Here is a 25205-nt window from a genome sequence, read left to right on the forward strand (position 1 = left end):
TTGCCCGGATCGGCAACCTGACGCTGGAAAGCGGTGAGCGCTGGCTGGTCCGTGGGCCGTCAGGCTCGGGAAAAAGTACGTTCCTGCGCGCTCTTGCCGGATTGTGGCGTCACGGGAGCGGGGCGGTGTCCTTCAACATGCGTCAGGCCATGTTCCTGCCCCAGCGCAGCTATGTGCCGTCCGGAACCCTGCGTCAGGCCCTGAGCTATCCCGCAACGCCGGACCGTTATGAAACGCTGTCCTGCCAGCGGGTTCTGGAGGCTGTTAATCTGGCGGGATACAGCCATCGGCTGGATGAAATTGCTGACTGGGGAGATGTGTTGTCCCCCGGAGAACAGCAGCGGCTGGCGGTGGCGAGAGCGCTCCTGTTCCGGCCGGCGATCCTGTTTCTGGACGAGGCGACATCCGCCCTGGACGAAGGCAATGAACGCCGCCTTTACGAGGCCCTTCTTTCCGCGCTGCCCGGCACCACCTTCATCAGTGTGGCGCATCGCGATGCGCTGTGCCGCTTCCACGATCACGAGATTGTTCTTGGCGATGGAAATGCCGTCTTTTCCGTGCTTGAAAAATAGGGTGTTGGGGTATATTTCTCACGAACCCTTTGCAGAATCCTCCTAGCCGACAGGACCCTTTCCAGATGTCAGAAACGATCAGTTTCCCCGTCGGTGGCATGACCTGCGCCGCCTGTGCCGCACGGATTGAAAAAGTCCTCAACCGTCAGGACGGTGTGAAGGCGACCGTGAACTTCGCGTCCGAACGCGCGCAGGTCGCTTTTGAAAACGCCTCATCCTCCGTTGAAAGCGTCGTGGCGGCCGTGCGTCGTGCGGGCTTCTCCGTGGACGAGCAGAGCCTGGACCTGTCGCTGTCGGGCATGACCTGCGCGGCCTGTGCGGCCCGAATTGAAAAGATCCTGAACCGCCAGCCTTCCGTACAGGCCAGCGTCAATTTCGCGGCCGAGCGGGCGCATATCAATTACATTCCCGGCGTGGTCGAACCGGCTTTCCTGATCGGGAAGATCGAAAAGGCCGGTTTCGGCGCAGCTAGGCTAAACGAGGGGACGCGTGAAGACCCCAAAGCGAAGCGGGCCGCCATCTGGAAGCGTGAGCGCAACCGCTTCATCCTGACGCTCATCCTGTCCCTGCCGCTCTTTGCCGAGATGATCGGCATGTTCTTCGGCCGCATGATCGTGCCGGTTCCGTTGCAGTTCCTGTTCGCCACGATCGTGCAGTTCGTCTGTGGCGCGCATCTGTATCGCAGGGCCTGGAACGCCGTGCGCGGCGGGTCGGCCAATATGGATGTGCTGGTCGTGCTCGGAACGTCCATTGCCTGGCTGTTCAGTGCGGTCGTCGTGGTGTTCGGGCTGCACCAGCATGTCTATTTCGAAGCCAGCGCATCTATCATCACGCTGATTTCGCTCGGCAAGCTCATGGAGACCCGCGCCAAGAACAAGACGAGCGCCGGGATCGAGAGCCTGATCCAGCTTCAGCCGCAGATCGCGCATGTCGAGCGTGATGGCGTCATCGTGGATCGCGCGGTTGCGGACATGCATGTCGGTGACATCTTCGTCGTGCGTCCGGGTGAAAGCGTGCCGGTGGATGGCGAGATCATCGAGGGTTCTTCCGAAATCAACGAGTCCATGCTGACGGGTGAGAGCGTTCCTGTTCTCAAGGAAGTTGGCAACGAGGTCTTCGGCGGCACGATGAACGCCAATGGTGCGCTGCGTGTCCGGGCAACCGGTGTGGGTGCGGATACGGCGCTGGCGCGGATCGTGAAGATGGTCGAGCAGGCACAGGGGTCGAAGGCCAATGTGCAGCGTCTGGCTGATAAGGTTTCGGGCATTTTCGTGCCTGCGGTCATCGGAATTGCGGTGCTGACCTTCCTGATCGGCTGGGCCGTAACCGGCTCCGCGACATGGAGCCTCGTCTCCGCCGTGTCCGTGCTGGTCATTGCCTGCCCGTGTTCGCTGGGTCTGGCGACGCCAACGGCCATCATGGTCGGGACGGGGCGGGGCGCGCAGTCCGGCATTTTGTTCCGCAATGCCGATGCGCTGGAGCGGGCCGAGAAGCTCAAGACTATCATTGTCGACAAGACCGGCACTCTGACGCAGGGCCGTCCCACGGTTGCGGCCGTTCATCCGGCGGTAGGTGTTCCGGTGGATACGCTTCTGGGCGTTGCGCATGCCCTGGAGCATAATTCCGAGCATCCGCTGGCCCGCGCCATCGTGGATTATGCTGAAAGCCACGGCGGGAATGCTCCTGCCGCGGTGGAGGACTTCCAGGCGGTTCCGGGCAAGGGCGTCATCGCCCAGTGCGGGGGGCAGGAAGCACGTCTGGGCTCGCCGGCTTTCATGCAGGCGAGTGGTCTGGATCTGTCGTCCCTGCCGGTCGCAGCGTTGGAAAGCGAGGGCAATACCGTCATCGCCGTGGCGCAGGACGGTCAGGTTCTGGGTATCATCGCACTGGCGGATGAACTGCGGGCCGATGCCGTGGCGACTGTGAAGGCTCTGAAGGCCCGGGGCATCCGGGTCGTGATGCTGACGGGCGACAACGAACGCGCAGCCTCTGTCGTGGCGCGACAGGTTGGCGTGGATGACTATCTCGCCGGCGTGCTGCCCGAGCACAAGGCGGATGGTGTTGCGAAATACCGGGCGCAGGGCGGTCTGGTCGGCATGGTGGGCGATGGCATCAACGACGCGCCGGCCCTGGCCGCCGCCGATGTCGGGTTCGCCATCGGCGCGGGCTCTGCCGTGGCTCTCGATACGGCCGATGTTGTGCTGATGAAGAGCGAGATGACCGGCGTTCTGGATGCGATTTCGCTGTCCAATGCGACCCTGTCCAAGATCCGGCAGAACCTGTTCTTCGCCTTCATCTACAACATTCTGGGCCTGCCGCTGGCGGCTTTCGGAATGCTGAATCCGATCGTGGCGGGCGCTGCCATGGCCATGAGTTCCGTCTCGGTGGTCAGCAACTCCCTGCTGCTCAACCGCTGGAAACCGATCTCCGGCAAGTCCTGACGTGGGCTCTTCCGGGGGCGGTCACTGCACCCGGAACGGGAATTTCCTGCGGGCGAAATCGAGCATGGCCGTCGCGCCATGCTCCCACAGACCCAGCGGTTCGCTGCTGCCGATATGGCCGACAGCGCCCGCTTCCAGAAAATCCGACTGCCACTGACCGGCGAGTTCCCGCGCACGCGGCAGGGACAGCCAGGGGTCATTGCTGCTGGCCATGATCGCGGTGGGGACGGGCAGGGGCATGTGGGGAAGCGGCCCAAAAGCACGGATGCGCGTGACGTCCGGATGTGCTGTCTGGTCGATATCCGCAGGCGCCACCAGAAACGCCCCGGCCACCTTCTGGCCACCATGACGGCTCAGCCATTTCGCACTCAGCACGGCCCCAAGACTGTGGGCGATCAGAAAAACCGGACGGGATGAGGCCTCGACCGCAGTGGTGAGCGCTGCTTCCCAGTCTGCGGGTGTGGGCGTTTCCCAGTCCGTCTGGTGAAGACGTTTCAGGCCATAAGTCTGTTCCCAGTGGGACTGCCAGTGATCCGGGCCCGAACCGAAGAGGCCGGGAACCAGCAGCAACTCGACCTGCTGGCCGAGGCGCTGGAACGCACCGGCGATCTGCTGGCGGCCCGTATCGGGCAGGCCATGCGTCGCCCAGGCGGGATCGAAAGATGTCGGACGGCCGGAAAACAGGTTCATGACGTTATCTCCTCTCAGCCGCCCCGACTCTTCTGCTGGAGAGCGGAACAAGACTTCGAGTTAATAACGAACACAAACGCATATTAAATAAAACAACTTTTGTTTATGGTTGTTTTATTGACCCTCAGGCCAGCCCGTCGAAGAGCTGTGTGGAGAGGTAGCGTTCCGCGAAGGACGGGACGATGGCCACGATCGTCTTGCCGCGGCTGGAGGGCTTGCGGGCCAGTTCCATTCCCGCGAACAGGGCGGCTCCCGAGGAAATCCCGATGGGAATGCCTTCAACGGCTGCACACAGGCGTGCCGTTGCCACCGCTTCCTGTTCGGAGACCTCGAACACGCCATCCAGCGCCTTGAGATCCAGCGTGTCGGGTTCGAAACCCGGGCCGATACCCTGAATGCCATGCGGTCCAGGCTCGTCGCCATGCAGCACGGCACTTTCCCGCGGTTCCACACCATAGACCTTGATGGATTTGCGGTGCTTCTTGAGCCCGTGGGCAATGCCAGACGCCGTACCACCCGTGCCCAGACCGGCCACGACCATATCGACCTTGCCTGCTGTATCTTCCCAGATTTCCCGGGCCGTCGTGGCTTCATGCACGGCCGGGTTGGCGTCGTTTTCGAACTGGCTCGGCATCCAGGCGTCAGGCAGAGTGCGGTTGAGCTGTTCAGCGCGTTCGATGGCGCCGGCCATGCCGCGGGATGCAGGGGTCAGTTCCGTGTCCGCGCCCATCAGGCGCAGCATCTTGCGGCGCTCGGTCGAGGCGTTTTCCGGCATGGTGACGATCAGGCGGTATCCCAGCGCCACCGCTGCGAAAGCGAGCGAAATGCCGGTATTGCCCGAGGTCGGCTCGATCAGGACAGTGCGGCCCGGCGTAATCAGGCCGCGCGCTTCGGCATCGCGCAGCATGGCCACTCCGATCCGGTCCTTGACGGAGCCGAGTGGGTTGAAGAATTCCAGCTTGAGGAGCAGCCGCCCGTTGAGATGCTCACGCTGGGTCAGGTGTGGCAGCGCGACCAATGGTGTGCCTCCCACCGTCTCCAGAAAGGAGTTGAAAACGTGGCCCCGGGGGGCGGCATAACCTTCGAACGGGGCGGGGGACAGCGGAACCTTCTTGCTCATGGCCTCACTTAACACGGGAAATGGGGGAAAGGGCAGACGGTAAATGATGATTTCCGTTACAGCGAAACAATAGCGTTATTATGGGCGCGTCGTCGATATCGCATCATGTTCATGCGTTATATATTGACGCTGCGCCCTATGACGTCGTATGTGATCCGCTCCAGTGGCATCCACAGCAACGGGACCAGTCGGTCAATGATGTGTCGAATGTGTAGCTCGCAGCGCAAACGCTGCTCCGCTTCAGGTCCGGAGGCAAGTGTCTCCGGCGTGTCATAACGCCCGACAACTGGACTGTCGGGCTCTTTCTTCAGGGTCCGGCATCATGCTTGGTTCAACAGTCATCGAAATCAACGGCGTCTTCCTCGGCGCGGCCATTCTGGTCAGCACGAGCGGCACAAGGCGCTTTTATGCCGCGCATGACAGCGTGCGCGCGCTCCATAACGAACTCCTTCCCGATCTGGGCGCGCTTCAGCAGCGTATCCGTCAGCATGTGCGCAAACCTGGCCGCCAGATGGTCTGATTGACGAAGATCCTCTTCTGTCCGGACGTGTTCGTGCTGTAGAACGAAAAAAGATCACGCACCGGAACGGAATGGAGCAGGCGTGGAAGGAAGTTATCGGCGGATTATCCGCGCTGTTCTGACGCGCCGTGACGGCGCCTTTGCGGCCCTGCTTCTGGTTTCCATCATCCTCGCCTGCCTGTCCGCCCCGCTTTATGCGACGCTCAACGGGATTGATCCGTTTTCTTCCGACATCGCAGGCACGACGATCCGGAACGGGCAGCGCGTTGATCTCATGCAGCCCAATGACAACCCGCTGCATCTGGGCCTCAGTCCGATCGGACCGGACTGGCGGCTGGGGCCGTATGCGCTCGGGGCGGACTCGCAGGGGCGGGATGTGGCGGCGCGCGTCCTGTATGGCGGCCGCAATTCCTTGCTGATTGCAGCGGCGTCCGCGATGGTCTGTCTGTGTCTGGCGGCCTGTATCGGGATCTGTGCCGGGTATTTCGGCGGCTGGATTGATCTGATCCTGTCGCGCATTCTGGATATGCTCTGGGCGATCCCGGTCTATCTGTTTGCGATTTCGCTGTCCGTCGTCACGGTGGGGCATGGCATCCGGCTTGGACCTGTGACCATCGGGGCGGATAATCTGCTGATCCCGATCGGGATTATCGCGCTGGTTTATGTGCCCTATGCGGCGCGGCCGTTGCGGGCGCGGGCGCTGAGCCTGTCGCAGGCGGGATTTGTCATGGCGGCGCGGGGCATGGGAGCGTCGGACTGGCGCATCCTGTGGCGGGAAATCCTGCCGGGGCTGACACCGACCATGGCGGTTCTGGCACCGCTTGTGATGGCGCTGTGCATGTTGGCGGAATCCGCATTGTCTTTCCTGTCGCTCGGCGTTCAGGCGCCGGCGGCATCCTGGGGGACGATCATTCAGGACGGCGAAGGGCTGCTCTATACGCGGCCCATGGTGGCCATCGTGCCGGGGCTGGCGATTGTTCTGACGGTGTTGGCGCTTAATGTTCTGGGTAATGCGCTGCGGGACCAGCTTGATCCCAAGGGAGCAGGCCGATGATCCGCAGTCTGGCCTCCCGGACCGGGCAGATGCTGCTGGTCATTTTCGGGATTTCGGTTCTGGTGTTCTGCATTTTCTTTGCGACACCGGGCGCGGACCCGACGGCGCGCATTGCAGGACGCGGGGCCAGTCCGCAGGTCGTGGAACGTATCCGCGCGGAATATGGGTTCGATCGTCCGCTACCCGTGCAGTACGTGAAGATGATGGAAAAGCTGTTCGTCACCCGGGACCTGACGTCCTTCGTCAATCACGGGCAGAGGGTCGTTCCGGAAGTGTTGCAGGCAGCCCCCGTGACACTCTCGCTGGTGCTGTGGGCGGCGTTTTTCTGGGTCAGTGGATCGCTGGTGTTCGGGATTGCCTCGGCCGTTCTGCGGGATAGCTGGGTGGATCGGCTGCTGATGGTTCTGGGGCTGATCGGGCTGTCGATGCCGGTGTTCTGGCTCGGGGAAGTCGTCAATCTCGTCACACAGAGCCGCTGGCATGACACGTTCCTGTTCCGCTGGGTGCCGCCGCTTGGATACGTGCCGTTTTCGCAGAGTCCCTGGGGCTGGGCGAAGGCGCTGTTCCTGCCGTCCCTGACATTGGCAGTGTGTTTCATCGGCCTGTATGCGCGGGTTCTGCGCTCCGAACTTCTGACCGCCATGGGCGAAGACGCCATCCGCACCGCCCGGGCCAAGGGGGCGGGGCCGGTGCGCGTGTGGCTGTGGCATGGTCTGCGACTATCCTGGCTGAGCTATATTTCGCTGTTCGGACTGGATTTTGCGCAGCTTCTGGGGGGTGGCGCGCTTCTGACGGAAGTTGTGTTCGCCATGCCGGGGGTGGGGCGGCTGACCTATCAGGCGCTGGCGACGCTCGACCTGCCGCTCATCATGGCGACGGTCATGTATGCCGCCGTATTCGTCGTGATCGCCAATGCGCTGGTGGACGGGCTCTATGCCCTGCTGGACCCGCGGATCATGGAGGGACGGCATGGGCGCTGACGCTCTTTTAAAGCTGCATCACCTGCATCTGGAACTGCCGAAGGGGACGGCCCTGCTGGAAGATGTGTCCCTGACCGTGAGGCGCGGGGATGCGCTGGGCGTGGTCGGAGAGTCCGGGTCCGGGAAAAGCCTGACGGCCATGAGCGTGATGGGGTTGCTGCCCGGTCTTAAGGCCTCGGGCTCCATCCGTTTTGAGGGCCGCGAACTTCTGGGAATGAAGGATCGTGAGTGGCGACGTCTGCGGGGTGCGGGCATGGCCATGATCTTTCAGGACCCGATGACGGCGTTTCTGCCAGTCCGCTCCATTGGGGCACAGATCGACGAGCAGATCCGGCTGCATGAGCCAGTAAGCCGTCGCGAGGCCCGCGCGCGGACGGTGCGCCTACTGGGACGGATGGGTGTCCCCGATCCGGAAGCGGCGGCAAACCGCTATCCGCATCAGCTTTCCGGCGGTCTGCGGCAGCGCGCCATGATCGCAATGGCGCTGTCCTGTGATCCGGCACTTCTGATCGCGGATGAGCCGACTACCGCGCTCGATGTTACGGTGCAGGCGCAGATCCTGACGCTGCTGTGCGAAATCCGCGACAGCGGTGCGGGTGTGATGCTGATTACCCACGATATGGGCGTCGTGGCGCAGACCTGCACGCATGTGGCTGTCGTCTATTCCGGGCTTGTCGTGGAGCAGGGGCCGGTTGCGGCAGTCATGGCGCGGCCGCTGCATCCTTATACGCAGGCTTTGCTGGAGGCGATCCCGCCGCTGGATGGCCCGAGACCGGATGCGCTGCCAACCATTCCGGGCCGTCCGTCGGCTCCGGAGGCGCGGCCGGAAGGTTGCGTTTTCGCGCCGCGCTGCCGGTTCGTGCGACCGGACTGTGGCGTGCGTCCTGCTTTGCGTGAACCGGAAGAAGGGCGGCGCGTGGCCTGCGTGCTGTACGACGCATGACTGTTCTGCTTGAAGCGAAAAACCTCAGCAAACACTATCGCCTGTCGCATGGGGAAACCCTGCGTGCCGTGAGCGATGTGTCGCTGGTCGTGCATCGCGGGGAGGCTCTGGCGCTGGTCGGGGAGTCCGGCTGCGGCAAGTCCACGCTGGGCCGGACGCTGATCGGGCTGGGGGCGCCGAGTTCGGGCGAGGTGTTCTTTGAGGGCGAGCGGATTTCCGGCCTGTCGGACCGCGCACTGCGGCGCTGGCGGCCCCGGATGCAGATGGTGTTTCAGGACTCGTCCTCGACGTTCAATCCGCGCCGCACCATTGGCGAGACGCTGGCGGAACCGATGCGGATCCATGGTCGCACCGGCATTGCGGATCGGATCGCGGCGTTGCTGGAGCAGGTCGGCCTGTCATCGTCCGTCCTGTCCCGCTATCCGCATGAGTTTTCCGGCGGCCAGCGGCAGCGTCTGAACATTGCGCGCGCCTTGATGCTGGGGCCGGATCTTCTGGTGGCGGATGAGCCGACCTCTGCGCTCGATGTGTCGGTGCAGGCGCAGATCGTCAATCTGTTGCGGGATCTGCGCAATTCGCTGGACGTGGCGTGCGTGTTCATCTCCCATGACCTGGCGGTCGTGCGGCAGATGGCGGACCGGATTGCCGTTATGTATCTGGGGCGGATCGTGGAGGAAGGGGACGTGCTGGCGGTGCTGGAAGCCCCGGCCCATCCCTATACGCGGGCGTTGCTGGATGCGGTGCCCCGTCCGGACCGGCCCTTGCCGCCGCCGCTCAAAGGCGATGTGCCGAGCCCGGTCCATCCTCCGCAGGGCTGTGCGTTTCACACGCGCTGTCCGCTGGCCCAGCCGCGCTGCGCGCAGGAACGACCGGAACTGCGGCAGGTCGCGGAAGGGCGCAGGGTCGCCTGTCATTATCCGCTGCTCTAGAAAAGGCAACACTTCGTTCCGATCTTGGATATAGACGGCAACGCTTGCCGTGGGGCACAGAAGTCTGCACGCCCCCTTATCTTCCTTGTCCGAGATCCCGCCTGATGCGCCAGACCATCCGTTTTTATCTGGGGGAAGACCTCTGCACGCTCAGGGATATGTCCCCGACGCTGACCCTGCTGGACTGGCTGCGTGAGCGCGGGCGGACCGGTACCAAGGAAGGGTGCAATGAGGGCGATTGCGGGGCCTGTACGGTGCTGGTTGTCCGACTTGAGGACGGGCGGCTGAACTGGCGGGCGGTCAATGCCTGCATCCAGTTCGTCAGCATGCTGGACGGCGCACAGGTCTACACGATCGAGGATCTCGGCACGCCAGATGCGCCGCATCCCGTGCAGAGTGCCATGGTTGAACAGCATGGCTCACAATGCGGGTTCTGCACGCCGGGTTTCGTCATGTCGATGGCCGCCTATCGCAAGACCAAAGGCGCCACGGCGGACGATCAGGCCATTGATGATGCACTGGCCGGTAATCTGTGCCGCTGCACCGGCTATGCGCCGATCGTGCGGGCCATGAAACAGGCGATGACGGCCGGTCCGGACCGTTTCGATGCGCAGGTGGACACGATTGTGGAACGTCTCGCCGGGCTTCAGGACGGCGAGAGCGTGCGGCTTGAAGGGCCTGAGGGCACGCTCAGCATTCCGGCATCTGCGGATGATCTGGCGAAGATCCTGCTGGCCGATCCGGAGGCGACCATTGTTGCGGGCGCCACGGATGTGGGGCTTTGGGTGACGAAGGGGATGCGTCGTCTGAAGCATGTCCTGCCGATCGGCCGCGTTCCCGAACTGCGGGCCCTGACCAGAACGTCGGCGGGGCTGCGGATTGGAGCTGCGGTGACGTATCAGGACGCACGTTCCGCCATTGCGGAGCTGTTGCCGGATGCGGGGGAAATGATCCGCCGTCTGGGCTCCACGCAGGTGCGGAACAGCGCCACGGTTTGTGGGAATATCGCTAATGGCTCCCCGATCGGCGACGGGCCCCCGATGTTCATTGCGGCCAATGCGACGCTGCATCTGCGGCGCGGGACAGAGCATCGGTCTATCGCGCTGGAAGACTATTTCATCGCTTACGGAAAGCAGGATCGGCAGCCCGGTGAGTTCGTGGAGGCGCTGACCATTCCGACACCGGCACAGAATTCGCAGTTCCGTGTTTACAAGATTTCCAAGCGCTTTGATCAGGATATTTCCGCTGTTTTGGGCGCCTTCGTGATCGAAATGGATGATCAGGACCGGATCACCACAGCCCGACTGGCCTATGGCGGCATGGCAGCCACGCCCAAGCGGGCATCGGGCGCGGAAGCGGCATTACTCGGACGGGTCTGGGACGAGAAGGCGCTTGAGGCGGCACGAAAGGCGGTTCTGGAAGACTTCACGCCGCTGACCGATATGCGGGCGAGTGCTTGGTATCGACAGACCGTGGCCGCCAATCTGCTGACGCGGTTTTTTGAAGAAACGACGGGCACTGAACAGGCGCGTCTGGCCCGGACGGGAGGGCTGGTCCATGTCTGATCTCGTTCCGGGAGCGGCTTCGACCAGTATGAAGCATGAAAGCGCGCTGCTGCATGTCACGGGGCGGGCAGCATATATTGATGATCTGCCTGAACCGCGTGGCACGCTGCATCTCGTTCCGGGATTGAGCACGAAGGCCCATGCGCGGATCGTGTCAATGGATCTGGACGCCATCCGCGCCGCGCCGGGCGTCGTGTGTGTGCTGACGGCGGCAGATGTGCCGGGGGAAAACCAGATCAGCCCGGTTCATCGGGAAGACGAGCCGCTTCTGGCCACGGATCATGTTCATTTCTGGGGGCAGGTGATGTTCGCCGTGGTGGCGACCTCGCGTCAGGCGGCGCGGCAGGCCGTGCGTCTGGCGAAGATTGAGTATGAGGAAAAGCCTGCGATCCTGAACATTGCGCAGGCGCGGGAGAACGGCAGCCCGATGGTCTGGCGTTCCCTGACCATGCAGCGCGGCGATGTGGAGCGTGGCCTGAAGGCCGCGCCACGCCGCCTGTCGGGGCAGATCGAGATTGGTGGGCAGGAGCATTTCTATCTGGAAGGGCAGGCCGCACTCGCCCAGCCGGGAGAGGCCGGGGAAATGCGCGTCTGGTCCTCCACGCAGCATCCGTCCGAGACGCAGCATCTGGTCGCAGCCGTGCTGGGGCGTCCGCATCATCTGGTCACGACGGAAGTGCGGCGTATGGGCGGGGCGTTCGGCGGCAAGGAGACGCAGGCCAATGCCTGGGCCTGTCTGGCCGCCATCGCCGCTGACCGGACGGGGCAGGCCGTCAAGGCGCGTCTGGACCGTGATGATGACATGATGGTCACAGGCAAGCGGCATGACTTCCTGATCGACTATGACGTCGGTTTTACGGATGAGGGCGATATTCTCGCCGTGGACATGGTTCTGGCCGCGCGGTGCGGCTGGGCGCCGGATCTGTCTGGGCCGGTGACAGACCGGGCACTGTTTCACGCTGATAACGCCTATTTCTATCCGGATGTGCGGCTGAAATCCGAGCCACTGCGGACCAACACGCAGTCCAATACGGCCTATCGCGGTTTTGGTGGACCGCAGGGTATTGTCGCGGCCGAACGTGTGATCGAGGAAGTCGCGTTTGCGACCGGTCTTGATCCTGTAACGGTCCGACTACGCAATGTTTACGGGACGGGAACGCGCAATCTCACGCCGTATCACATGACGGTCGAGGACTCGATTACGGCCGAGATCATCACGAAGCTGGTCGAGCGTTGTGATTATCAGGCGCGCAAGGCCGAAATCCGGGCATTCAATCGTAACAGTCGCATCATCCGTCGCGGCATTGCACTGACGCCGGTGAAGTTCGGTATTTCCTTTACGGCCACCCATTACAATCAGGCCGGCGCGCTGGTGCATGTCTACACGGACGGCTCGGTTCAGGTGAACCATGGCGGGACGGAAATGGGGCAGGGGCTGCACACCAAGATGGTGCAGATCGTCCTGCGTGAATTCGGTCTGACGGCGGATCGCGTCCGTATCACGGCGACCACGACCGGGAAGGTGCCGAACACGTCTGCTACGGCGGCGTCTTCAGGGGCGGATCTGAACGGCATGGCAGTGCTGGATGCGGTGCGCAAGATCAAGAACCGGATGATCACGTTCGCCGCCGAGAAGTGGAGTGTGGTGCCCGAAGACATCCATTTCCGGCCTGATGGCGTGCATGTCGGTGCGGAGGTCATGACCTTCCAGCAACTCGCCTGGCAGGCCTATTTCGCGCGGGTGTCGCTGTCCTCGAACGGGTTTTACAAGACGCCGAAGATTTCCTGGAATCCCGAGACCGGGCGCGGACGTCCATTCTTCTATTTCGCCTATGGCGCGGCCTGTGCGGAAGTGTCGGTCGATCTGCTGACGGGGGAGCACAGCATTGACCGCGTGGATATCCTGCATGATGCCGGGCAGTCCCTCAATCCGGATATCGATATCGGGCAGATCGAGGGCGGGTTCGTGCAAGGCGCGGGCTGGCTGACGACGGAGGAACTTGTCTGGGATCCAGCCGGACGTCTGCGGACCCATGCGCCCAGCACCTACAAGATCCCGGCCTGTTCTGACCGGCCGCGGATTTTCAATGTGGAGCTGCTGGAAAACGCACCGAACCGGGAGGAGACGATTTTCCGTTCCAAGGCCGTCGGGGAGCCGCCTTTCGTGCATGGAGTGGCGGTCTTGCAGGCCATTTCAGACGCGATCGCCAGTCTGGACGACTATCGCACCTGTCCGAAACTCGACGCGCCGGCTACGCCTGAGCGGGTGCTCAAAACCCTCATGGCGCTGCAAGAGCGCGCGGACTGACCATGCTGACGGATGTTCTGCGCTGGCGGCGGGAGGGGCAGGATATGGTGCGCCTGACCGTCATCCGCGCACGGGGATCGACGCCACGGGAAGAGGGTGCGTTCATGCTCCTGACCCCGAGCGAGCAGACCGGTACGATCGGCGGAGGACGTCTGGAATGGGATTGTATGGCGGAGGGACGTGCGCTTCTCGCGGCGGGTGGGGCTCCGGTGGAGCGTCACATCCCGTTGGGTCCTGCCATCAACCAGTGCTGTGGCGGGGCCGTGACCGTTCGCATCGAGCGCGTGCAAGACGCGGAGGCCCTTGAGGCGGAAATCCGGGCGGAATGGGAGCGGCTGCCGCAACTGCTGCTGTTCGGGGCCGGGCATGTGGGGCGCGCTCTGGCACGTTCGCTCGCGCTTCTGCCGCTGCGGCTGGTCTGGGTAGATGCGCGGGAGGAAGAGTTCGGGACCGTGCCGCCGGGCGTGGAGGCACATGTCACCGAGCAATGGGAGTCGCTTGTTCAGGGCGCTCCGGCCGGATCGGGCGTACTGGTGCTGACCCAGAGCCATACGCTGGATGCGCTTATCACGGGGGCTGCGCTGGAGCGCGGGGACCTGCGTTATGTCGGGATGATCGGGTCGCGGACGAAGCGGAAGCGGTTCGAGAGTGCGTTCCGTCAGATCGATATTCCGCAGGAGCGGATCGACCGTCTTGTCTGCCCTATCGGGGATTTCGGAGCGCGCGACAAGCGGCCGGAGGTCATTGCGACCTTCGTGACGGCGGAAATCGCGGCCCGGATGCTGTGCCAGACAGAATCGTGTAGTGATTCTAGTGTTTCGAAGACTGGTATTTCAGATATTGATGATGTTACATTCGCCCCAATCCTGTCATAAAGTCTGAGACTGCAAGGGCGGAGTTCCTTCACTTTTCGAGCGTCACGGAAAGTTGATGTAACGGTGGGTGCGTCGGCGTCGCTCCTTCTGCTTATCCTCCCCCGCATGAGCATGCAGCACCGGACGCAGCGGACTTCCGAAGTCCCGACTTTCTCTCCAGCCACCGTGAGTGGTCGAAGGAAAAAATCCCGGATTTCCCGCCTCTGTCAGGCCGGATTTGCGCTGGGCGCGCTGGCGGGGACATTTGGCATCGCACAGGCCGGGCCAACGGTCAGCACCGCGCTGACGCCGGCGCTTCAGCCCGCGAGCCTGCCCGCGGCCGATGCGGCTTTCGTCGATGATCTTGAAAAGCGCACGTTCAACTGGTTCTGGGAAACCGGAAATCCGAAGAACGGCCTCGTGCCGGACCGTGCGCCGCTGCCCAATGGCGCGGCGAGCATTGCCAGTGTCGGATTTGGCCTGACGGCTTACGGCATTGGCGTGGAGCGGCATTACATCACCCGCCAGCAGGCCGTGGACCGGACCCTGACGACGCTGCGCTTCCTGGCCAGCCTGCCGCAGAACGATCACGTCTCAGGCGCTGCGGGCTATAAGGGTTTCTTCTACCATTTCCTTGATCCCAACACCGGCCTGCGTGTTGCGGACTGGTCCGAGCTGTCCAGCGTTGATACGGCGCTGCTGATGGGGGGCGTGTTGTTCTCGCAGTCCTATTTCGATCATGACACGCCGCAGGAAAAGGAAATCCGCGACGTTGCAGACAAGCTGTATCGCCGGATCGACTGGACCTGGATGAAGGCGCACGGCCCCTGGCTCAGCATGGGCTGGATGCCGCCGCATACGTTCCTGCCCAGCGACTGGAAGGGCTATAACGAGGGCCTGATCATCTATCTTCAGGCCCTCGGCTCACCGACGCATCCGCTCCCGGCCGAGACCTGGAAGGCTTGGACTGCGACCTATGAAAACCAGTGGGGTGATTTCCAGGGCCACAAGCTGCTGAATTTCGCGCCGATGTTCGGGCATCAGTACAGCGAATCCTGGATTGATTTCCGGGGCGTTCAGGATGCGTGGGATCGGGCCCATAACGTCGATTATTTCCAGAACGGGCGTGAAGCCGCTTATGCCCAGCGGGCTTACGCTCAGGCCAATCCGGGCGACTGGAAGGATTACGGGCCCAATATCTGGGGTCTGACCGCCTGTGACGGTCCAGGTGATGCGCAGCAGGTTTATGACGGCAAGAAGCGTCATTATCTGGCCTATAGCGCGCGCGGAGCCGGGCGCGATTACATTCTGGATGACGGCACGATTGCGCCGACCGCTGTGGGTGGGTCCATCGCCTTTGCGCCGGAAATTGCCCTGCCGGCGCTCAAGGAAATGCGTGCCCGGTACGGGGACCGGATTTACAACAAATATGGCTTCCTCGATGCTTTCAATCCGTCCTTTGCGGATCAGAAAAGCTACTGGGTTGATGGTCAGCAGTTGGGCATCGATCAGGGGCCGATCCTGCTGATGCTGGAAAACTGGCGCAGCGGCCTCGTGTGGAACACGATGAAGAAGAACGCCTATCTGCGGACGGGTTTGGAGCGCGCGGGCTTCGAGGGTGGATGGATGCGGACCAAGACGGCGACGTCCAAGCCGGTTGGCCAGTCTCTCTGAACCGTCGGAGCCTGCGTTTGTGGGCGCCTTCATGAACCGGAGTTGCATCGGAAGCGTTTCTCACCGATCACTGATGTCAGAGCATCTTTGTGAAAGGAGAGCATCATGCGTCTCATTCTTGCCCTGCTTCTGCCCTGGCTGCAGTTCTTCACCATCGGCCGTCCGTTTGCCGGTCTGGTGTGTTTGATCCTTCAGGTCACGGTGATCGGCTGGATCCCGGCTGCCATCTGGTCGGTCTATGCGCTGAGCCAGTACAACACCGATCGCAAGATCGCCGCCGGTCGCGGCTGACGCTCCGGATGTGAAAAAGCCCCCGTTCCTTGCGGAACGGGGGCTTTTTTGTGCCGTAATGGACGGGATCAGCGGCCGATATTGCGCAGGGTGACGCCCTGGTTGAGCTTCGTCTCGATGGACTCAAGGGACACGCCCTTGGTCTCCGGAACAAAGAACAGCACCATGAAAATGAAGAGCGCATTCAGCCCGGCATAGAGCCAGAAGGTGTGCGAGGCCCCGAGCGTCGTGAGCAGACCGAGGAACGTGGCACCCACCACCATGTTCGTGACCCAGTTGGTGACGGTCGAGCAGGTAATGCCGAAATCACGCCCCTGAAGCGGCATGACTTCCGAGCACAGAACCCAGACCAGTGGACCGGCCGAGAAGGCGAAGCCTGCGATGAAGCACAGCAGGACCGAGATCGCGAGGTAATGCGACAGGTCCGTATTGCCGACGGCGCCTGACATGATGGTCGCCAGAACAGCAAGGCCGGCCGACATGATGGCAAATCCCGTGATCAGCATCGGACGACGGCCCCAGCTGTCCGCAAAGGCAATGGCGATGAAAGTGGCGAGCCAGTTGACCACGCCGACAATGGCCGTGCCCCACATCTGGCCGCTCGATCCGAACCCGACTTCCTGAAAGATGCGCGGGGCGTAGTACATGACAACGTTGATGCCGGTGAGCTGCTGCATGACCTGAAGCACGATGCCGAGGAGGACGGCACGACGGAAGTTGCGGTTTTCAAGGAACATTGCCAGACCGCGCTGACGGTCATGGATCTGCCCCTGAATGTCGCGGATTTCCTGATGGGCGAGTTCAGGGTTGTGGCGCAGTTCCTTCATGATCGACAGGGCCTCTTCATGCCGGCCACGCAGCATCAGCCAGCGCGGGCTGTCGGGCAGGAAGAACGAACCGATCAGGAAGAACGTGCCGGGAATGGCCATGATTCCCAGCATCCAGCGCCATGAGCCGCTATAAGACAGGATGGCGTTGGACACGAAGGCCAGCAGGATGCCCAGTGTGATCATCAGCTGATACATCGACACCAGACTGCCGCGCCGCGAAATGTCCGAGACTTCGGAAATGTAGAGCGGAGCCACGAAGCTTCCGATACCGATCGCCAGACCCAGCATGGTGCGGCCGATGATCAGTTCGGAGACCGAGGATGCCAGGGCGCAGACGAGGCCGCCTGCCACGAACAGGAAGGCGCTGAAGATCAGGGAGCGGCGGCGTCCGAACGCATAGGACATGCGGCCTGCGCCCACGGCCCCCACGGCCGCGCCGAACATCATGGATGATACGATCCAGGACTGCTCGAATTCGGAAGCATGGAACTCGTCACGGATAAAGCCGAGCGCGCCGGAAATGACGCCCACATCCAGTCCGAACATCAGGCCTGCAATCGCAGCCAGCGCAACAGCGAACATCATGCGCCCGACCATGGGCGCCTTGGCTACGGCAGCAGAAGGGACGGGGGAGGGGTTGAGCACTGTGTCGCTCATGACGGGAAAACTCCGGCGACCCGCAGGGCAGACCTGTCAGGGGAAAGGCAGAAAAAACCGGACAGAACAGCCTGTACCGGGGATCGAGGGGAAGGCTCTTCTGTGACAGGCACGATGATTCGCCATCTTGAGCCTTAAAGTATAACGCATAATTGGGAAAATATTCAAAACTATATGTGATAATCGGCTAGATTTTCTGTCCTGATGCAATCAGATCACAGAGGAGGAGGCAGGGACGCGCTTCCGCGCGGCCTGACGGATTGCCACGGACGGATCAGGGCGACACACTTCCTACCCTTTCCGTGTTCATGGACAAGCCCTCGTGTTCCTGCGTCAGCTGACCTATCTCATCGCTCTCGACCAGTACCGGCATTTTTCCCGGGCCGCGGAGCACTGCAACGTGTCGCAGCCCGCGCTGTCAATGGCGATCCGTCAGCTCGAGCATGAACTTGGCGTGCCCATCGTCCGGCGCAACCGGCGTGTCCTGGGGCTGACGCCGGAAGGCGAGCGCGTACTGGCCTGGGCGCGGCAGACGATGGCGGCTCTGGATGGTCTGCGTCAGGAAGCCGATTTCGCGCATGAAGTCGCAGGCGGCACACTTGCGATCGGCACCATCCCGCCCGCCATCCAGATCATGCCGCTGCTGATGGAAAGCCTCAGGGCCGCCGTACCAGCACTCCATATCGAGCTGACGGTGTCTGCCAATACCGATATTCTCCATGACCTGACCGAACAGCGCCTTCAGATGGGGCTGATCTATCTGGATCAGGTTCCTGCGGACGGCAGTTTCGAGACGCACCAGCTTTATGCGGAACAGTATGTCTTCGTGGCCGGGTCCCGGATGGAACTGCCGTCCCGCAAGACGTTCAGCTGGGCGGATGCGGCCGAACATCCGCTGGGCCTTCTTGGCCACTCCATGCGGACGCGTCAGATCGTGGATGAGTGCTTTGCGAAGGCCGGGGTCAGGCCCAATGTCCTGCTGGAGACCAATGCGCTCGAACTGCTGTATGTGGAGCTGCTGGCCGGGCGTCTGGCGACGATCCTGCCCGTCGCGGCCCTGCCACATCAGCGCGACCCCGCCATGCCGGTGCAGATCCGGCGGCTTGCGTCATGCCCTTCGCCGGGGGTGGGGCTGGTGCGGCTGAAACAGCCGGTGCAGACGGCCCTGATGTCCCGAAGCTGGGAAATCGCCACGCAGCTCGTTCTGGAGGATGCGCTGACAGTCTGACGCAAATCATAAGCGTGGCTTATGATGCAATCATGACAATGTGTTGGACAGCTCAAGCCTGTTCTTCGCAGATTGCGGCTTTTCAGGCGGAAGAGTGTCAGGTTTGGGCGGGAGAGCGGCCGGTCTCGCGGTGTCGGGATCAACATTCGGATCGGAGCTGCGGGATGTCCTGATCCAGCGCTGGGGATGGCTGTTTGCGCCGTCCGCGAAGGATCTGGGTTTTGCGGTCCGTACGTCGGTCGCGGCGATCCTGTCCCTGCTCATCGCCATGTGGATGGAGCTGGACAGCCCGCAATGGGCGCCGCTGACCGTCTGGGTGGTGGCGACGGCCTCGCGCGGGGAGAGCCTGTCCAAGGCGCGCTGGCGGTTTGCGGGCACGATCATCGGGGGCTGCATGGGCGTGGCCCTGATCGCAGCGTTCCCCCAGCAGGCGGGACTGTTCTTTATCGCGTTGGCGCTCTGGATCGGGCTGTGCTGCGGCTGGGCGACGTTTCTGGACGGCTATCGGCGGTACGGGTTTCTGGTCATCAGCTTCACCTCCGCCATCGTGGCGACCGGCGCGATCAGCCAGCCTGACGACGTGTTCAATGTCGCGATGGCGCGCGGCACCTACATCATGCTGGGCACGGTCTGCGAAGCGGGGCTGGCGGTCCTGTTCCTGCCGAATGTGCAGAAAGAAGCCCGCGCGCGGCTGCTGGGAAAGCTCCAGCAGGTCACGGCAAAGGTGGCGTCCCATGCGGATGTGCTGCGGGCGGGGCGGTTCGATCCGGAAACCGAGGGGCGCCTGCTGGCCGAACTGGTGGATGCCAATACCCGCATCGAGTTCGACGTTCTTGAAATGGGATCCGGCACCCGGCGCAGCGCGGATCATGCGAGGGCGGTTCTGGCGCGTCTGCTCGCCGTTCTGGCCCGGGCGCAGGGCGGGGCGACCGGCATTGATGTGGATCGGGACCTTGAGGCCGCGCGAAACCATATCCAGGCGATCATCGCTCCGCCGCGCCATGACCGTTTCACGTTCCGCACGCGCTCCCCGCGCCATATCCTCGAGGCGGTCCTGAACGGGTTGCGGGCTGCGACCGGCATCATGGGGGCCTGGCTTTTATGGGAAGTGACGGCCTGGCCTTCCGGACCGGCCTTCGTGTCTTTCGTGGCGCTGGTTTACGGGCTGCTGGCGACCCGGGAGATCCCGGCACTGGCGTCGTCCGGCTTTTATCGCGGGGCGGTGTGGTGCGCGGGTGTTGCGGGGATCTATGCGTTTTTCGTCGTGCCCGTCGTCACGACGCCGGAATATCTGGCGCTGCTCCTGCTGATTCCGATGGTGATTGGCGGCCTGGCCGCACGGGCGCCGAAGCTCGTGAACCATGCGTTTTCGTTCAACATGTTCCTGCCCGTCCTGATCGGCCCGTCAAATCTCATGCGCTACGATGAGGTGTCGTTCCTCAACGGCGCCAGTGCCTTTCTGGGGGCCGTCATCTTCACGCGCGTCACATTCGGCGTGGTGTTTCCGTTCCGGGCTGACAGCCATTTGCGGCGTACGTCGGCCTGGGTCGAGCAGCAGCTCCGTTTCATCGCGCGGGGCGGCGGGCAGACGGTTCACCAGTGGCTGGCGATCAACGCCGCCAGCATGGTGCGCGCCGTGCGGAGCTGTCAGGGCGTCCCGCGGGATGTGATGCTGGCCTATATGGCGCGGCATCTCAATGCGATGGCGCTGGGCCTGTGGGTGATCGAACTGCGCGATGCAGCAGCACGGGAAACCACGCCCGTATCCATCCGCAGGCGCCTGCAGGTCTTTCTGCGGGCGTGGTTCCGTAAGGGCGATGGTGCGGCTCCGCTCGCACAGACCGTTTTCCTGTCCCTGCGCAAAGAGCCGGCCGTCGAACCCGACGTCCGGACCGCGCTGCAACGGCTGGCGGGGGACGTGCCCCCGTCTGCCTGATCAGCCTTTCTGATCAGATGGTATCGACGGTGCCGCCATCGACGCGCAGGGCCGCGCCCGTTGTGGCGGACGCCAGAGGCGAGGCGGCATAGACGACGAGATTGGCCACTTCATCAACCGTGGCCATGCGGCGCAGGATGTTGCTCGGGCGATGTTTCTGCACGAATTCCGCCGCCAGTTCCGCGACCGGGCGGGTGCTGTCGGGGTTCTGGGCCTTGAGCATGTCCTCGACACCTTCGGACAGGGTGGGGCCGGGTAGGACCGAATTCACCGTCACATTCGTGCCCGCCATCAGCTTGGCCAGACCGCGGGCCAGACCCAGCATGGCGGTCTTGCTGACGCCGTAATCGACCATTTCGACCGGGATGTTCAGTGCCGATTCTGATGCAATGAACAGCACGCGGCCCCAGTTGCGCTCCTTCATGCCCGGCATATAGGCGCGGGACAGGCGCACGCCGGAGAACAGGTTGACCTCGAACAGGTGCTCCCAGCTTTCATCCGTCGTCTGGAAAAAATCATTCGGTCCGAAGATGCCGGCATTGTTGACGAGGACATCCACGCTGCTTTCGGCTTCAAAGAGCGCCTTGCAGCCTTCGGCCGTTCCGACATCGGCGACGACACTGCGGAAGGCGCCGCCCGGGATGGCCTTGGCCAGCTTCTCAAGGGCGCTATCGACGCCTTCCTGCTTGCGGCCGTTGATGATGACTGTGGCTCCTGCCTCGCCCAGCTTCCGGGCGATGGCCAGGCCGATCCCGCCGGTCGAGCCGGTGACGAGGGCGGTGCGGCCGCTCAGATCGAGGTTCAGCATGGCAGACTCCTGAAAATGTGATCGCGTCCCGACAGGAACGTCAGGGATGCGGGAAAGTGGCACATTCTTTTGTAGAGGTTTCGTGACAGGATGCGAGACATACGGGATCTGCTATTGCTGTGACACACTTCCGAAACAGGATGTGTCAGGATACCGGCGCTGAGAGGGAGGAATGATGTATCTTGTGGAGGGCACTGAAGAGGCCTCCGGAGCGCTGATGCTGCCTCCGGCGCCCGCTGTCGGCCGTGCGTCCATCCTGTGTGTCCATCTTCTGGCCCTGGCCGCTGCGGAAGGCGGGGGAGAAGCTGCGCTTCTGCTGCGCGACGCCGATGGCGTGCGTGTTCTGGGCGGTGAGGGAAGCGCGATCGCCGCGGAAGGCGCGGCCTGCCTCATGGATGGCCAGTCCCTTGATGCCTGCACCGTGCGGCTCCTGCCGGTGCGCTCCGGTGCGGTCGAGGTCTGGCTGTGCGTACGGCGCGATGCGCCGGCGCTCGAGCATGTCTTGGCCCTGTGTGCCCTGCAGGTGGACGATCTGCTCCGTGAGCGTGCCGCGGCCCCGCAATCGGGGGAGCATGAGCTTGTGGAACGCATGCAGCTGCGGATGCAGCGTATGGCGGACACGGCGGATGTTGCGTTCTACCGCTGCGATTTCGCAACCCGCATGGTGACGGGGGACGCGCGTTTCGCGAGCCTCTGGGGACTGCCGCCCGAGCGGCTGGCCGTGGGTGTGCCGATCGACGAGCTGCTGATGTTCCTGCATCCCGATGACCGGCTGGTTTATGACGGAAGTCTTGAGGACGAGCTGCGGGACGAGGGCTGCTACGAGCTGCGGTTCCGGATTCTGGTCTCATCCCCGTCCCTGTCCGGTTCCGGACAGACGCAGTCACGCTCCCCCCGCAGTTCCCGGCTGCGGCATGTTCTGCTGCGCGGGTGGCGGGAAGATGAAAGCCGGCCCGACAGCCGCCGCAGCGTCGGGCTGGCAATGGACATCTCTTCCGCCTCCATGACGGCGGAAGCCCTGCGCTCCAGTGAGGCATTCACGCGGCTGCTCCTGTCCAGTCTGCCGGACTGCATCCATATTCTCGACTGCGAAGGCTGCATCCGCTTCGTCAATGAAGGTGGTATCCAGTCCATGGAAATGGACAGCCCGATCATCATGCACGGTCTGCCCTGGGTCGATCTGTGGCGGGGGCAGCCGCGCCGCCGGGCCGCCCTGGCGGTGCAGACCGCTCTGGCCGGCGAGACAGCGCGGTTTCAGGGTTATGCCATGACCATGCGCGGGCAGCGCCGCTTCTGGGACGTGGCCGTGACGCCGGTTTTTGGCGAGGACGGCGATGTGCGGCGTCTGCTGGCGATCGGGCGTGACCTGACGGAAGCCAACCAGTCCGCCGAGCGGCTTCAGCTTGCGCTGGATGCCGGGGCGATCGCCGGGACCTGGATGTGGGATGACAGCGCGTCGCGGATGACGGGGGATGCCCGGCTGGCGCAGACGCTGGGGCTGGACCCGGCCCGTCTGCGCGAAGGCGTCATGCCGAATGTCATTTATGATTCCGTGGACCCGCGGGACCGGTTCGCCGTGGTGCAGGCTGTCACGGCGGCGACGCGGCGTGGCGGGAAATGCCGGTTTGAGTTCCGGGTGGACACACCGGAGGGGCAGCGCTGGTTCGAAGGCAACGGACGCTGCGATCTGGGGGACGAAGGGCGCGCGGTCCGCTTCCCCGGCATCGTCTTTGATATCGACCGGAGCAAGCGGCAGGCCCTGCGTCAGGCTGCGCTGGTCGAGCTGGGAGACCAGCTTCGCGCGCTGGATGATATCGGCATGATGGAAGAGGTCGCCGCACGCATCATCTGCCGTGAACTGGATGCGAGCGGTGCGGGGTATGGCGTCGTCAATGATGACTGGACCGGCATGACCGTTGGCGGCGCGCCGGAGGTTACGCGTCCGCTGGTCGGCGTGCGGATGTTCGCGGATTACGGCGAGTTCAGGCCGATCCTGGGGCGGAGCGAGCCCGTGGCCATCGCCGATGTGCATACCGACGCCCTGACGGCGGGTTACGATGCCCGTTATGACGCCGAAGGCATCGTGGCGATCCTCTGCGTTCCGATCTTCAAGTTCGGACGTTTCGTGGGGCTGATGTTCGTCTGCCACGATGCGCCCCATACGTGGACGGACGAGGAAATCGTCTTCACCCGCGCCGTGGCGGACCGCACCCATGCCTCCATGCGGCAGGCCCGCACGCAACAGCAGATCCGCGATCTCAACGTCATGCTCGAAGAGCGCATCCTGCAACGGACCCGCGAGCGCGACCGGCTGTGGAACATTGCCCGCGACCTGTTCATCATCATCGACCGGCGCGGCTATTACGTTGCGGTCAGCCCGAGCTGGGAAGAGACGCAGGGTTACAGAGCCGAGGAACTCGCCGGGCTGCGGCTGGATGCGCTGTGCCATCCCGATGACAGGCGCATGGTGCTGGACACGTTCGAGCGTCTGCTGGCGGGGACGCCCTGGCCGACGGCGGGGCTGGATGTCCGGATGCGGCGGTCGGACGGCAGCTGGCGGACCTATAACTGGAGCTGCAATGACGAGGGCGATGCGATCTATGCGGTCGGGCGTGACCTGACCGAGCGCAACGAACTGGAAGAGCAGCTCCGCCAGGCGCAGAAAATGGAGGCTGTCGGGCAGCTCACGGGTGGTCTGGCGCATGATTTCAACAACCTGCTCGCCGGGATCGGGGGCGGGTTGGAACTGATCGGCCTGCGTCTGGCGCAGGGGCGGACAGACGGGCTGGGACGTTACATCGCGGCATCGCAGGATGCGGTCCGCCGGGCTGCGTCGCTGACCCATCGTCTTCTGGCCTTCTCGCGGCGTCAGACCCTCGATCCCACACCCACGGACATGAATGCGCTCGTTCGCGGGCTGGAAAGTCTGCTGCGGGGGACGGTCGGGCCGGGCATAGAGCTCGTTTTCGATCTGCAGCCGGGCCTGTGGCTGACCCGGGTGGATGCAAACCAGCTTGAGAACGCCATCCTGAACCTGTGCATCAACGCCCGCGACGCCATGCATGACCGCGGGACGATGCTGCGGCTTGAGAGTGCCAACAGGGTTCTGACGGCTGATATTGCCTCAGACATGTCCATCCGGGCGGGCGATTATGTTGTTCTGACGGTGCAGGATGAAGGCTGCGGCATGCCTCCCGAGATCGTGCAGCGCGCCTTTGACCCGTTCTTCACGACCAAGCCGCTGGGAGAGGGAACGGGGCTGGGGCTGAGCATGATCTACGGCTTTACCCAGCAGTCAGGCGGGCAGGTGGAGATCCACTCCACGCGGGGGCAGGGGACACTCGTTTCGCTCTGGCTACCGCGTTATCAGGGGCAGGAAGCCATCCGTCCCGAACCGCCGCCTTTGCCTGTCGCGTCCCAGCCGCGCCTTCTGGAAGGGCAGCGCGTCCTTGTCGTGGATGACGAAGAGGCCGTGCGGATGATCGTGTCGGATATGGTGACGGATCTGGGCGGGATCGTGCTGACGGCGTCCGACGGGCCGTCGGCTGAGGCGCTGGCGGCGGAGGGAGCGCCGCCTGCGGTTCTTATTAGTGATATCGGGATGCCGGGTGGCATGAATGGCCGGGAGCTGGGCGAGCATATGCTGAAACGCTGGCCCGGGCTGAAGGTGCTGTTCATCACAGGCTATGCCGAGCAGAGCGTTCTGGGCGATCAGGCCCTGGCGCCGGGTTGCGCGCTGCTGGTCAAGCCGTTCACGGTTGCGGCATTCAGCCGGAAACTGGCTGTTCTGCTGAAAGGGGACTGA

Annotated in this window: 19 protein-coding genes; 15 read left to right on the plus strand and 4 right to left on the minus strand. The window is 63.3% G+C overall.

The features are described 5' to 3' along the window. Both GOX01_RS00005 and GOX01_RS00010 read left to right on the plus strand, forming a co-directional pair. On the plus strand, positions 1 to 572 hold a 572-nt coding region (locus GOX01_RS00005), incomplete at its 5' end, for an ATP-binding cassette domain-containing protein (protein WP_141259238.1). 65 nt (positions 573 to 637) lie between these two features. Further along, positions 638 to 3013: a heavy metal translocating P-type ATPase gene (locus GOX01_RS00010; RefSeq protein WP_011252238.1), complete on the plus strand. Its 2376-nt coding sequence runs from the start codon at positions 638 to 640 to the stop codon at positions 3011 to 3013. 21 nt (positions 3014 to 3034) lie between these two features. On the opposite strand, the gene GOX01_RS00015 is transcribed toward GOX01_RS00010, so the two are convergent. Then, positions 3035 to 3703 carry an RBBP9/YdeN family alpha/beta hydrolase gene (locus GOX01_RS00015; RefSeq protein WP_011252237.1) on the minus strand — a complete coding sequence of 223 codons (669 nt, stop codon included), beginning with the start codon at positions 3701 to 3703 and terminating at the stop codon, positions 3035 to 3037. 124 nt (positions 3704 to 3827) lie between these two features. Then, positions 3828 to 4823: a cysteine synthase A gene (cysK, locus tag GOX01_RS00020; protein ID WP_011252236.1), complete on the minus strand. Its 996-nt coding sequence runs from the start codon at positions 4821 to 4823 to the stop codon at positions 3828 to 3830. Positions 4824 to 5145: 322 nt separating this feature from the next. Between cysK and GOX01_RS00025 the strand changes: the two genes are divergently transcribed. From GOX01_RS00025 to GOX01_RS00070, 10 genes are all read left to right on the plus strand, one after another. Then, a complete protein-coding gene (locus tag GOX01_RS00025; RefSeq protein WP_024716873.1) occupies positions 5146 to 5343 on the plus strand; it encodes a hypothetical protein in 198 nt (65 codons plus the stop codon). Positions 5344 to 5446: 103 nt separating this feature from the next. Continuing rightward, a complete protein-coding gene (locus tag GOX01_RS00030; protein ID WP_024716872.1) occupies positions 5447 to 6397 on the plus strand; it encodes an ABC transporter permease in 951 nt (316 codons plus the stop codon). Continuing rightward, positions 6394 to 7377 carry an ABC transporter permease gene (locus GOX01_RS00035; RefSeq protein ID WP_011252233.1) on the plus strand — a complete coding sequence of 328 codons (984 nt, stop codon included), beginning with the start codon at positions 6394 to 6396 and terminating at the stop codon, positions 7375 to 7377. Before GOX01_RS00030 ends, GOX01_RS00035 begins: the two co-directional genes overlap by 4 nt. Beyond that, positions 7367 to 8320: an ABC transporter ATP-binding protein gene (locus GOX01_RS00040; protein WP_011252232.1), complete on the plus strand. Its 954-nt coding sequence runs from the start codon at positions 7367 to 7369 to the stop codon at positions 8318 to 8320. Before GOX01_RS00035 ends, GOX01_RS00040 begins: the two co-directional genes overlap by 11 nt. Next, positions 8317 to 9249, plus strand: coding sequence for an ABC transporter ATP-binding protein (locus GOX01_RS00045; protein WP_011252231.1), 933 nt, complete (start codon positions 8317 to 8319; stop codon positions 9247 to 9249). The genes GOX01_RS00040 and GOX01_RS00045 overlap by 4 nt, the downstream gene beginning before the upstream one ends. A gap of 104 nt (positions 9250 to 9353) precedes the next feature. Next, the gene (gene xdhA / locus GOX01_RS00050) at positions 9354 to 10814 is read left to right on the plus strand and encodes a xanthine dehydrogenase small subunit (protein WP_011252230.1); all 1461 of its coding nucleotides are present in this window, start codon (positions 9354 to 9356) and stop codon (positions 10812 to 10814) included. Continuing rightward, entirely contained in the window at positions 10807 to 13122 is a 2316-nt protein-coding gene (gene xdhB, locus GOX01_RS00055) for a xanthine dehydrogenase molybdopterin binding subunit (protein WP_062269438.1), read from the plus strand. Before xdhA ends, xdhB begins: the two co-directional genes overlap by 8 nt. Positions 13123 to 13124: 2 nt before the next feature. Next, the gene (xdhC, locus tag GOX01_RS00060) at positions 13125 to 13997 is read left to right on the plus strand and encodes a xanthine dehydrogenase accessory protein XdhC (RefSeq protein ID WP_062269436.1); all 873 of its coding nucleotides are present in this window, start codon (positions 13125 to 13127) and stop codon (positions 13995 to 13997) included. A gap of 105 nt (positions 13998 to 14102) precedes the next feature. After that, positions 14103 to 15650 carry a glucoamylase family protein gene (locus GOX01_RS00065; protein WP_011252227.1) on the plus strand — a complete coding sequence of 516 codons (1548 nt, stop codon included), beginning with the start codon at positions 14103 to 14105 and terminating at the stop codon, positions 15648 to 15650. Between the two features lie 105 nt (positions 15651 to 15755). Continuing rightward, positions 15756 to 15941 (plus strand): YqaE/Pmp3 family membrane protein, encoded by a 186-nt coding sequence (locus GOX01_RS00070; RefSeq protein WP_011252226.1) that lies wholly within the window; start codon positions 15756 to 15758, stop codon positions 15939 to 15941. A 68-nt stretch (positions 15942 to 16009) separates the two neighbouring features. Here the strand turns inward: GOX01_RS00070 and GOX01_RS00075 are convergent, their stop codons facing one another. Further along, positions 16010 to 17428 carry a sugar porter family MFS transporter gene (locus GOX01_RS00075; protein WP_011252225.1) on the minus strand — a complete coding sequence of 473 codons (1419 nt, stop codon included), beginning with the start codon at positions 17426 to 17428 and terminating at the stop codon, positions 16010 to 16012. A gap of 322 nt (positions 17429 to 17750) precedes the next feature. Between GOX01_RS00075 and GOX01_RS00080 the strand changes: the two genes are divergently transcribed. After that, entirely contained in the window at positions 17751 to 18656 is a 906-nt protein-coding gene (locus GOX01_RS00080) for a LysR family transcriptional regulator (RefSeq protein ID WP_011252224.1), read from the plus strand. 130 nt (positions 18657 to 18786) lie between these two features. Further along, positions 18787 to 20592, plus strand: a complete 1806-nt coding sequence (locus GOX01_RS00085; RefSeq protein ID WP_024716871.1) for an FUSC family protein — start codon at positions 18787 to 18789, stop codon at positions 20590 to 20592. Between the two features lie 13 nt (positions 20593 to 20605). On the opposite strand, the gene GOX01_RS00090 is transcribed toward GOX01_RS00085, so the two are convergent. Beyond that, entirely contained in the window at positions 20606 to 21400 is a 795-nt protein-coding gene (locus GOX01_RS00090; protein WP_011252222.1) for an SDR family NAD(P)-dependent oxidoreductase, read from the minus strand. Between the two features lie 172 nt (positions 21401 to 21572). Here GOX01_RS00090 and GOX01_RS00095 point away from each other — a divergent pair, with 172 nt between their 5' ends. Continuing rightward, positions 21573 to 25205 carry a PAS domain-containing protein gene (locus tag GOX01_RS00095; RefSeq protein WP_024716869.1) on the plus strand — a complete coding sequence of 1211 codons (3633 nt, stop codon included), beginning with the start codon at positions 21573 to 21575 and terminating at the stop codon, positions 25203 to 25205.

It is taken from the genome of Gluconobacter oxydans (genome assembly GCF_006539685.1).
Lineage (GTDB): Bacteria > Pseudomonadota > Alphaproteobacteria > Acetobacterales > Acetobacteraceae > Gluconobacter > Gluconobacter oxydans.